The 9,598-nt window shown below is 70.4% G+C and carries 12 protein-coding genes and 1 riboswitch; of the genes, 9 read left to right on the top strand and 3 right to left on the bottom strand.

Annotation, left to right across the window (positions count from 1 at the left end; all coding sequences use genetic code 11):
• Positions 1 to 707 (top strand): hypothetical protein (locus M0R80_29170; GenBank protein MCK9463710.1); only part of this gene is annotated, 707 nt, incomplete at its 5' end.
• Positions 708 to 734: 27 nt separating this feature from the next.
• Here the strand turns inward: M0R80_29170 and M0R80_29165 are convergent.
• Entirely contained in the window at positions 735 to 1,889 is a 1,155-nt protein-coding gene (locus M0R80_29165) for a hydroxymethylglutaryl-CoA reductase, degradative (protein ID MCK9463709.1), read from the bottom strand.
• Between the two features lie 137 nt (positions 1,890 to 2,026).
• Between M0R80_29165 and M0R80_29160 the strand changes: the two genes are divergently transcribed.
• From M0R80_29160 to M0R80_29140, 5 genes are read left to right on the top strand one after another with little or no spacing between them, the layout of a single operon-like run.
• Positions 2,027 to 3,073: a zinc-ribbon domain-containing protein gene (locus M0R80_29160; protein ID MCK9463708.1), complete on the top strand. Its 1,047-nt coding sequence runs from the start codon at positions 2,027 to 2,029 to the stop codon at positions 3,071 to 3,073.
• Between the two features lie 12 nt (positions 3,074 to 3,085).
• A complete protein-coding gene (locus M0R80_29155; GenBank protein ID MCK9463707.1) occupies positions 3,086 to 3,859 on the top strand; it encodes a hypothetical protein in 774 nt (257 codons plus the stop codon).
• A 17-nt stretch (positions 3,860 to 3,876) separates the two neighbouring features.
• Positions 3,877 to 4,605: a ComF family protein gene (locus tag M0R80_29150; GenBank protein MCK9463706.1), complete on the top strand. Its 729-nt coding sequence runs from the start codon at positions 3,877 to 3,879 to the stop codon at positions 4,603 to 4,605.
• Positions 4,606 to 4,659: 54 nt separating this feature from the next.
• Positions 4,660 to 5,136: an SsrA-binding protein SmpB gene (gene smpB, locus M0R80_29145; GenBank protein MCK9463705.1), complete on the top strand. Its 477-nt coding sequence runs from the start codon at positions 4,660 to 4,662 to the stop codon at positions 5,134 to 5,136.
• Positions 5,133 to 5,414: a hypothetical protein gene (locus tag M0R80_29140; protein ID MCK9463704.1), complete on the top strand. Its 282-nt coding sequence runs from the start codon at positions 5,133 to 5,135 to the stop codon at positions 5,412 to 5,414. Before smpB ends, M0R80_29140 begins: the two co-directional genes overlap by 4 nt.
• Positions 5,415 to 5,518: 104 nt before the next feature.
• Here the strand turns inward: M0R80_29140 and M0R80_29135 are convergent, their stop codons facing one another.
• Together M0R80_29135 and M0R80_29130 are read right to left on the bottom strand one after the other, a co-directional pair.
• Entirely contained in the window at positions 5,519 to 6,073 is a 555-nt protein-coding gene (locus M0R80_29135; protein MCK9463703.1) for a hypothetical protein, read from the bottom strand.
• A gap of 127 nt (positions 6,074 to 6,200) precedes the next feature.
• Positions 6,201 to 6,391, bottom strand: a riboswitch (cobalamin riboswitch).
• Between the two features lie 238 nt (positions 6,392 to 6,629).
• Positions 6,630 to 6,986: a hypothetical protein gene (locus M0R80_29130; protein ID MCK9463702.1), complete on the bottom strand. Its 357-nt coding sequence runs from the start codon at positions 6,984 to 6,986 to the stop codon at positions 6,630 to 6,632.
• Positions 6,987 to 7,460: 474 nt separating this feature from the next.
• Between M0R80_29130 and M0R80_29125 the strand changes: the two genes are divergently transcribed.
• The 3 genes from M0R80_29125 to M0R80_29115 form a co-directional block, all read left to right on the top strand.
• Positions 7,461 to 8,108: a formylglycine-generating enzyme family protein gene (locus M0R80_29125; GenBank protein ID MCK9463701.1), complete on the top strand. Its 648-nt coding sequence runs from the start codon at positions 7,461 to 7,463 to the stop codon at positions 8,106 to 8,108.
• A 129-nt stretch (positions 8,109 to 8,237) separates the two neighbouring features.
• Entirely contained in the window at positions 8,238 to 8,468 is a 231-nt protein-coding gene (locus tag M0R80_29120) for a hypothetical protein (GenBank protein MCK9463700.1), read from the top strand.
• Positions 8,468 to 9,598: ATP-dependent DNA helicase (locus M0R80_29115; GenBank protein ID MCK9463699.1), on the top strand; the 1,131-nt coding region annotated here is incomplete at its 3' end. The genes M0R80_29120 and M0R80_29115, both read left to right, overlap by 1 nt.

Here is a 9,598-nt window from a genome sequence, read left to right as displayed (position 1 = left end):
CGAACGAGACCACCCTGTACTGCCCGCTACAGCAGGACGCCAACGATTGCTCGTCCCTGGCCAGGTACGACGCCGAAGGCCGCCTCGCCTGGGTGAGGGATCTCGGGGTGACCAAGAATGGACATTGGTACGCGCAGACAGTGGCCGGCGGGTCGGTCGCCGTCATCGGCTACTTCCGCGCGCTCACGGATCCGGAGCTGAACGGAGCGGATCTCTCTATCGACGACGACGAAATCGGCGTGCTCGTAGCTCAGTACGACATTGAAGATGGCCATTTCGAGTGGGCGCGGCCGGTGAAGGTAGATGAACCCGAGTACAGGGAGGGGATCGGCATCACGGCTCTGCCCGAGGGGGGCTTTCTGGCCCATTTCAAGTTCGGGTCATCGCTGGCGTTCGAGGGGGACGATCCCGGACAGCGTGATCTGGTCGCCGGGGGCGAGGAGGACGTCGCGTTGGTAAGGTTCTCGGCGACCGGGGAGATCCTCTGGATGCACGGAATGGGCGGCACAGAGAGAGAGATGGTGTACGGCGGAGCGCAGATGGACGGTATGTCGATCTGGCTCACCGGCGCGTACGGCTCCGACCCGTTCATCGCGACCTCCGGCCACGGCGATGACATCGAGCTTCCCCTTACTGACTCGATTTGGGACGATACGAGCGACATCTTCCTCATGCGCTTCGACAAAGTGGGCCCGCCGACGGAGTAGCTCTCGCCCTTTTGGGGCAGCGCTCTTCTACGGATCGCGCCGCTTGTGCAGCCGCATGTGCCCCTCCTGGATCCCCTCGCTCGCGAGGGCGGCGAGCGCCGCGAGGTTCGAGGCGAGGCCGACCGAGACCGCGACCATGGCGAGCTCGCTCCCGCTCTCGACGCCGAGGATCTCGAGGCACAGCCGCGCGACCGGGTGGACGCGCACCGCGCCGCCGACGATCCCGACCGCCATCGGCATCTCGATCCGCCCGCAGAGGTGATCCCCGTCCACCTCCCACGTCGACAGGGGGCCGTACGCGCCGCCGCGCGCGGCGTACGCGTGCCCCCCGGCCTCGACCGCGCGCCAGTCGTTCCCGCACGCGAGCAGGAGCGCGTCGATCCCGTTGAAGATCCCCTTGTTGTGGGTCGCGGCGCGGTACGGATCCTCCTCGGCGAAGCGCGACGCGGCCGCGACGCCGGCGGCCACGGACGCGCCGTCGAAGCCCTTCCGTGCGAGCGCGTCGACGGGCACCCGGCAGCTCGCGCGCGCGAGGCGGGTGTCCGCGAGGTTGGTCAGGATCCGCAGGCCCCGGCGCGCCCCGGCGAGCTCGGCGAGCCTCGGGGCGACGGCCTCGGCCATCGTGTTCAGCGTGTTCGCACCCATCGCGTCGCGGCAGTCGGCCGTCAGGTGCACGACCAGCCGGTGCGGCCCGCCGACGCCCTCCCGCACGACGACGTCCCGCGCCCCGCCGCCTAAGCGGACGAGCTCCGGCTGCGCCGCGTCGGCGAGCGCGAGGATCTCCGCGCGGGCCGCCGCGATCGCCCCGGCCGCGCCGGGCCTCGCCTCGAGGAGCTCCACCTGCGCCGCTCCCACGGGTGGATCGGCCTTTGCGCGAAAACCGCCGCCGGCCCTCGCCATGCGCGCGGCGTTGGAGGCGCCGGCGACCACCGAGGGCTCCTCCACGGCCATCGGCACGAAGACGTCGTGCTCGTTGATCGTGAAGTTCGCGGCAACGCCCAACGGCACGCCGATGCAGCCGACCGCGTTCTCGATCATCGCCTCGGCGAAAGGAGCACCGGGCCCGGCGTCCAGCACCCCGCCCACGTCGACCCCGCCGAGCGCGGCCCGCAGCCGCTCGCGCCGCGCCGCCGCCCCGAGGAGGTGAAACCCTTCGATTCTCGAGCTGCCCCTGTCGCGCATAGGGGCACTCTATCCGAGGCCGCGCCGCGCAACAACACGCTCGAGCCGTCTGCGGCTCCGCGGTCGTTTCGCTTGTCCTCGCGGCGCTTCGTGGGCACTATGGGCGAGGCCGAAGCGACCCTCGAAGGAGCCCCGCGATGATAGTGAAATGCCCGCAGTGCGCCACCGGCTACAGCATCCCCGAGAACCTCGTCACCGACAAGCCGCGGAAGATGCGCTGCTCCCGCTGCAAGAACGTGTTCACGCTCATGCGGAGGCAGGATCGCGCGCCGTCCGGGTACGAGGAGTTCACCGGGCAGCAGCACCTGCCGCAGGAGTTCGCGTTCCTCAAGTCGAAGCCGGCCGAGGAGGCTCTGCCCGCGGAACCGCAGCCGGGGCCTCAGGACGACGGCGAGGACATCACGTCCGAAATCCGGATCCCGGAGACGGACGAACCGGGCGCGGCCGTTCCCGAGGCCGCGGCGGCGCCGCGAGAACCGGCCGAGCGACCGTCGCCCGCCGCACCCGTCTCGTCCTCCTACTACGCCGCTCGCGGGGCGGCGGCGCCCGCGCGCGAGTCGTGGGAGGAGGATCTGCCGCTCGAGCTCTCCGGCTACACGATCCCGTTCGAGACGCAGAGCCGCGGCGCGCAGGCGTTCGGCAAGCTCATCTTCGCCATCGGCGCCCTGTTCGTCTTGTTCCTCGTCTTCGTCCTCTTCCGCAACGACTGGTCGCTCTCCTTCGACGAGCTCGGCTCGCAGGTCGCGTTCGCGTTCTCCGGCGAGAAGAGCGAGCGGATCTCCGACGAGGCGCGCGGCCTCGACGTCGTCGTCACGGCGCGCACCCTCGTCAAGGCGAGCACCGGCGAGCAGTACCTCGTCGTGACCGGCGACGTGTTCAACCGGGGGTTCACGGGCGCGGGTCGCATCGTGCTCCGGGGGCGCCTCGTGGGCGGCGCCGACGACGTCCGCGCGGAGGTCCGCGCCCCGTGCGGCAGGACGATCGACCCCGAGACGCTCAAGCTCACCCCGAAAGGAGCGATGTCCGGCCACTTCCGCTCCAAGACCGGGGAGCTGTACAACTGCGTGATCTCGGCCAACGGCTCGACCGCCTTCCAGCTCGTCTTCGACGACGTCCCTCCGGAGTACGAGGGCGGCTCCTTGACCCTGCAGGTCTCCGCCGTGTCCGCGCAGGTCGCGGAGTAGGCCCCGCCGGCGATGTCCCGCGGCCCGGTGCACGACGCCCTCCTCGCGGAGCTGAAGGAGCACCTCGGGGGGCTGCGGGAGTGGGCGCAGCGGACGAACGTGTTCACCGACCTCGTGGTCTCGATCTCCCCGGAGGACGCCTCCTCGCTCTTCGACCTGCTCCTCGGCCTCGCCTTCTCCTCGCGGGAGCGGCGCCTGCGGGTCGCCTCGTCGACCGCGCGCTTCGCGGTCGCGCTCGGCGAGTGGCCGCCGGAGCACCTCACGCACACCCGCGAGGCCGCGGTGGCGCAAGGGGATCGCCTGACCGACCTCTTCCTCCTGGCCGACGTCGAGGCCGAAGACGACGACGCGCAGCTCGCGGTGCCGGACTACGGCGGCGGGCGGCCGCTCACCCTCGGCGAACGCAGGGCGCTCGCCCTTCGCCCGTCGCGCAGGACCATGGATCTCGCGATGCGCGACCCGCACCCCCTCGTCGCGGCGCGCCTCCTCAGCAACCCGAAGCTCACGGAGGCCGACGTCGTGCGGATCGCCGCGCGCCGCCCCGCCGCCGCGTCCGTGCTCCGCAGGATCGGGCTGAGCGCGAAGTGGAGGGCCCGGCCGCGGGTCGCGATCGCCCTGGTCGAGAACCCGTGCACGCCCACCGCGATCGCGCTGTCGCTCGTGCCGGATCTCGACCGGCGGCTCGTCGAGGCGATCCCGGACGACGCCCGGCTCGACGACCGGCTCCGCCTCGCCGCGCGGGCGCTCCTCGCCGCCTCGGAAGATTTTCGTCAACCTTTTCCCTGAACGTCCGATATCGGGGGATGGCTCTCCTGCGCCTCATCTCCTCCGCGGCCGACCTCCTGTGGCCGCCCCGGTGCGCCGCCTGCGACGCGCCGATCCGGCTCGCGGGCGTCGACGCCGAGCGCGCGGCCTTCTGCGAGGCGTGCTCGAGCTCGCTCGTCCGCGCCGCCTCCCCGCGCTGCCCGCGCTGCGGCCTCTCCTTCGAGGCCGACGGCGGCGACCACCTCTGCGGCCGCTGCCTCGCGGAGCCGCCGCCCTTCGAGTCGCTCTCAGCGCGCTACGCCTACGGGGGCGCCCTGTCCGCCGCGATCACGAGGTTCAAGTACGGGCCCGCGCCGTGGCTCGCGGCGCCGCTCGCGCGGCTCCTCGCGGAGGGGCTCGCGCACGCGGGGCCAATAGATCTCGTCGTGCCGGTCCCGCTGCACCCCCGGCGCCTGCGGGCGCGCGGCTTCAACCAGGCGGCGCTGCTCGCGAGCCGGCTCCCGCGCGCGATCGGCGCGCCCCTCGACACCGGGCTCCTGCGCCGGGAGGTCGACACGCCGCACCAGGCCGGCCTGACGGCTGCGCGGCGCCGGGACGCCCTCGCCGGGGTCTTCCGCGCGCGGCCGTGCGGCCGGCTCCGGGGTGCCCGCGTCCTCCTCGTCGACGACGTCGCCACGACCACCGCCACCGTCCGATCCGCCGCGGCGGCGCTCGTCGCCGCGGGCGCGGGCGCGGTCTCGGTCCTGTGCCTGGCGCGCACCATGTAGCGCGATCGTCGCCCGGAGGTTGCGCCCGCGGCCCGGGCGGTCTAGAAATCGCGCATGGGCGCCGCGGGATCCACCGAGGAGAAGGTCGTGTGCCGGAACCGGCGCGCGCGGCACGACTACGAGATCGAGGACACGTTCGAGGCGGGGCTCGTGCTCGTGGGCACCGAGGTGAAGTCGCTGCGCGCGGGCAAGGCGGACCTGAAGGACTCCTACGCGATCTGGCGCGAAGGGGAGCTCTTCCTCGTGAGCGCGCACATCGGCGCGTACGAGAAGGCCGGCCACTTCAACCACGAGCCGCGTCGCGAGCGGAAGCTCCTCATGCAGAAGCGGGTCATCGAGCGCCTGGGCGTCCGTATCCGCGAGCGGGGGTACACGCTCGTCCCCCTCGAGATCTACTTCAAGAAGGGCTACGCGAAGGTGCTGCTCGGCCTCGCCAAGGGGCGCAGGAAGTACGACCACCGGCAGGAGATCCTCGCCGAGAGCGAGCGCCGGGAGATGCGCGAGGCGGCGCGCAAGGGGCCCGGAAAGTGAGCGGCTCCGCGGAAAGACGGCTCGAGGCGAGGCGCGTCGCGTCCGCCGCCGGGGACGTGCTCGTGATCGAAGTCGTCGAGCCGGTCCCGATCGGCACGCGCGTCAGCCTCGACCCGGCGCAGGTCGGCCTCGGCGAGCCGGGCGCCGAGCCGCTCCGCGGCAAGGTCGTCGATGTCCGGCGCTCGGCGGAGACGTTCGCCGTCACCTTGAAGCTGCACAGCGTGACGCGCGCGCAGCGCGACGCCATCGCCAACGCGATCCGACCATCAGTGGACTGAACCGCGCCACCTCGATCCAGATCAGGATGGGAGGCCGCGCGATGGGGCGGACTCCCCGAAAACTTGCAGGGCGGGTCCGCCCCGGAGCAGGCCGAGCGGCGGGTTCAGTCCTCTATCAGCTTGCTCCAGGAGAACCCGCTGCAACCGGCGCCGAGGTCGTCCGGATCGGCGCTCTCGTTCGCCTCGGCCGTCTCCTCGTCCTCCGCCGCGTACTCGACCTGGCAGTAGTAGAGATCCACGCCGCCGTCGCTCAGATCCTCGTACGTCCAGTCGTACCGCGACCACAGGTCGGGGTTGTAGCTCAGGTCGTGGTCGTTCTGCGCGACGAGGTAGTCCGCGCCGTTGTCGAACGACGTGATGTGCGCGACGGACGTCGTGGGCCCGGCGTCCCCGTACCCGGGGAAGACGACGGTCCAAGCCTCGGCGGTCACCTGGTGCGCCGCGCCCCAGTCCTCGTGGTAGTCGCCGATGATCTCCAGCGCTCCGGCGTCGGCGTCGGAATCCGAATCGGTGTCCGTGTCCGAATCGGTGTCCGTGTCCGTGTCGGTGTCCGAGTCCGTCCCGGAGTCGATGCCCGCGTCCTCGTCGCCGGTGTCCTCCGAGCATGCCGAGAGGAGCGCGACGACCAGCGCCAACGAAATCGACTGCAGCTTGTCCATGATCACCTCCGGTCCCCTGGATGACGGCGGACCCCACTCCCGAAGTCACGCCATTCGACTCTCGTCAGGGGGGGTAGACTCGCGAAGCTCTTCGCGCCAGGGAACCCGATGGTCTTGCGCCCCGCAGACTCGAGGTGTCGCACGAGGCAGGTCTCCTGGCTTCCGGATCTCCCTACTCGCAGCGCCTTCCCAGAGCTCGCTCCAGTGGCCTCGCTGCTTTCGTACCCGGTTACAGTGGCGGGGGCCGCGCCGGAATCTCACCGGCTTCCCGGACGGAACCATTCCGTCCTTGCCCGTACGACGATCACTTTGAAAAAGAACGTGGACGGTCCATAGCAAGCGGAGCGCCGAGGGTCAAGCAGCGGGGATGCGTGTGCCGCGGTCGGCGCGGAGGCCGCTGCCCGGCGACGCCTTCCGGACGCGTCGTCCTTCCGAGCGCGAAGGCGGGAGCCGCTCGCCGTTCGAAGCGAGCGGCTGTTGGTCGGTCTGCCTCTGTCGGTGGGAAGGACGGTCCGGGGGCTTGCCGCGCCCAAGCGCCCGCAGGCGCGAAGGCGGGTCACGCCGCCTCATCCGAGGACTTGCGCGGCCGGCCGCTCGTGCTGCGCTTGAACCTCTCGAGCTCGGCCATCACCGCCTTGTCGTTGCGGAACACCGCGCGGGCGGCGTTCAGGGCCGCGAGGAACCGCTCGTAGCGGGCCTCCTGGTTCACGCCGAACGTCTCGTGCGCGGACGCGTACTGGCTCTGCAGCGTGTCGTGCTCGGAGCGCTCGGCCCTTTGCGCGTCGACGTCCGTCGCGAGCCTTTCGACGTCCACGCCCGTGAACGTCCAGCCCTTGGCCTGGAACAGGCGGACGAGGGCGTCCAGCGCGTCGTCGAACGTCTTCGGAGGGTAGCAGGTCTTCTTCTTGAGCATCGCGGTCTCCTTTTGTTGGCTCGCAGCACCCTGTGCGTCGAGCGTTGTGAGGTCGAGCAGGTGCTATTGCAACGGCGATGCCAACGCGTGTGATCCGCATATTTACGGGATCTGACGCGCTGCCCGGTGTGGTTTTTCCGTCACACCGTGTGGCATCGGAACTACACCCCAAAGTGACACCTCCGCCTCGCGATGCCTCGAAAGACCCTCGCGAGGTGACGAAAGCTCCTCGCGAGGTGACGAAAGTACCTAGCGATTCCTCGAAAGCTCCTCCCGAGGTCGCGAAAGCACATCCCGAGGTCGCGAAAGCACATCCCGAGGTGACGAAAGCTCCTCCCGAGGTGACGAAAGCACATCCCGAGGTGACGAAAGTACCTCGCCGGCCTTCTCGGCAGTGGGACGAAGGCAGAGTGGGACTACTGAGACTTGGGGGACAGGTGGGGCTGCGGGATCCCAGTCGTCCCAGATGTCCCCGTGGTCCCACTCTTCGCCGTCCCACCCAGTAGAGTCCCCTCCGGTGGTGTACGAGTTCGCCCGGACGGCGACTTCTTCGAGCATGGGTGCCTGAACGTCGCATCGGGCGATCCCACGATCCTTCCCGAGATCTTCCGCTGTGAAGGTGACGTACACAAGTACACGGACTGGTACGAGTGCCCAGGCTACCGCCTCCCGACCTCGGCCGAGTGGGAGTACGCGGCGCGCGCCGGAGCGACCGGCTCCACGTGGATCGGCGAGATCTCGACCGGCTATGCCGAAAGTGAGGGTGGGTGCGACGACCCGGTTGCCGACGAGGCGATGTGGTATTGCGGCAACGCCGACACCGTGCAACCGGTTGGCGGCAAGTACAAGAACGGCTGGGGTCTCTACGACGCGCTGGGAAACGTGAAAGAATGGACCGATTACGTTTACGAGGGTCTACCTCTCGACGTGGTTGTCGGCCAAGAACCGCCGGTCATCGACCCGACTGGGAATGGAGACGGTTCCATACACCACGATAAGCGTGGCGGTTCATACCGTGCACCTGCGTGTTTTTCCCGTCTTGGAACACAGGGAGAGGGAAGAACGGCAGGCCGTGGTGACGACAACGGCATTCGTCTTGTGAGAACCCTGTCCGATGACTAGCGCGTAGACGGGAAGAACGGGTGTCAGCCCCTTCCACATCCCAGTTATTCGTCGATTAAAGTCAGGCAAACAGCTCTTCCCGCCGCGCCGAATTGACCCGCGCGCGCGTCCCGGCGTAACATCGCCGCCATGAACGAGGCGCCCGACATCGCTCGACTGGAGGCGTGCTACAAGCGCGGCGACTTCCTCGAGGCGCGCAAAATCGCCAAGGCGCTCGCCGCAGCGGAGGGAAGCAAGCCGGCCGAGCGGACCCGCGCGGCGGAGATCCTCAAGGCGACCGGCGCCGATCCCGTCGCGATCGCCGCGTTCGTCGTCACGGCGCTCCTGGTCGTCTTCCTGATCGCGCACTACGTCCTGTGATGGAGATCGACGCCTTCTTCGCCGCCTCCGGCCCCCTCGCCCGATGCCTCGAGCGGTACGAGCGCCGCGATCCCCAGATCGAGATGGCGCGCGCCGTGTCGAAGGTCGTGCGCGAGACGGGCGTGCTGCTCGCCGAGGCGGGCACCGGCACGGGCAAGACGCTCGCCTACCTCGCCCCCGCGGCGATCTCCGAAAAGCGGGTCGTCGTCTCGACCGGCACGCGGAACCTCCAGGATCAGATCTTCTTCAAGGATCTGTCGCTCCTCGGCCGCGCGCTCGGGCGCCCCGTGGACGCCGCGCTGCTCAAGGGGCAGGAGAACTACCTCTGCCTGCGGCGGCTGGGCGCGCTCCTCGCGTCGCCCGCGGTGCTCGGCTTCGCGCCGCGCGACGTCGAGCGGCTCGAGTCCTGGTCGCGGACGACGGAGACGGGAGATCGCGCCGAGATCGACTGGCTCGCGGACGAGGCGCCGCTCTGGCGCGAGGTGTGCTCCTCGGCCGAGACGCGGATCGGCCAGCGCTGCCCGGCGTTCGACAGGTGCTTCGTCACGCGCGCCCGCCTCGACGCGCAGCGCGCCCGCATGGTGGTCGTCAACCACCACCTGTACTTCGCCGATCTCGCGACGCGCGCCCGCGGCGCCGGGGGCGTCCTCCCCCGCCACGACGTCGTCGTGTTCGACGAGGCGCACCTCATCGAGGACGTGGCGACCGAGTTCTTCAGCACCAAGGTGTCCGCCGGGCGCGTCGACAGGCTCGCCGAGGACGCCGTCAAGGCCGTCGCCGCGGCGCTGCGCGATCCCGAGATCACGGCGCGCGTCGAAAAGCTCGCGAAGCGCGCCCGGGCGGCGTCCGCGAGGTTCTTCGCCGGCTTCCGGCACCTGGACGCGGGCCGCACGCGCCTCGACTTCGGGGACGCGGCCCCCACGGCGCGGCAGGCGTACTACAAGCTCGACGCGGCGCTCGACGCCTTGGAGTCGTGCCTGCGCGGCCTCCCGTCCCGCGACGAGACGATCGAGCACGCCGCGGGGCGCTGCCACGACGCGCGCGGCGATCTCGCCGAGATCCTCGAGGGCCGCGATCGCGGCGGCGCCGCGGTGCGCTGGGTCGAGACGAAGGCGCGCTCGATCGCGGTC

The organism is Pseudomonadota bacterium (genome assembly GCA_023229365.1).
GTDB lineage: Bacteria > Myxococcota_A > Polyangia > JAAYKL01 > JAAYKL01 > JALNZK01.
This window is presented reverse-complemented; position numbering and strand designations above follow the sequence as displayed.

Coding starts and splice junctions, on each gene's coding strand:
- M0R80_29165 (MCK9463709.1), bottom strand. CDS start 1,889: ATGCGCGACAGGGGCAGCTCGAGAATCGAAGGGTTTCACCTCCTCGGG.
- M0R80_29160 (MCK9463708.1), top strand. CDS start 2,027: ATGATAGTGAAATGCCCGCAGTGCGCCACCGGCTACAGCATCCCCGAG.
- M0R80_29155 (MCK9463707.1), top strand. CDS start 3,086: ATGTCCCGCGGCCCGGTGCACGACGCCCTCCTCGCGGAGCTGAAGGAG.
- M0R80_29150 (MCK9463706.1), top strand. CDS start 3,877: ATGGCTCTCCTGCGCCTCATCTCCTCCGCGGCCGACCTCCTGTGGCCG.
- smpB (MCK9463705.1), top strand. CDS start 4,660: ATGGGCGCCGCGGGATCCACCGAGGAGAAGGTCGTGTGCCGGAACCGG.
- M0R80_29135 (MCK9463703.1), bottom strand. CDS start 6,073: ATGGACAAGCTGCAGTCGATTTCGTTGGCGCTGGTCGTCGCGCTCCTC.
- M0R80_29130 (MCK9463702.1), bottom strand. CDS start 6,986: ATGCTCAAGAAGAAGACCTGCTACCCTCCGAAGACGTTCGACGACGCG.
- M0R80_29120 (MCK9463700.1), top strand. CDS start 8,238: ATGAACGAGGCGCCCGACATCGCTCGACTGGAGGCGTGCTACAAGCGC.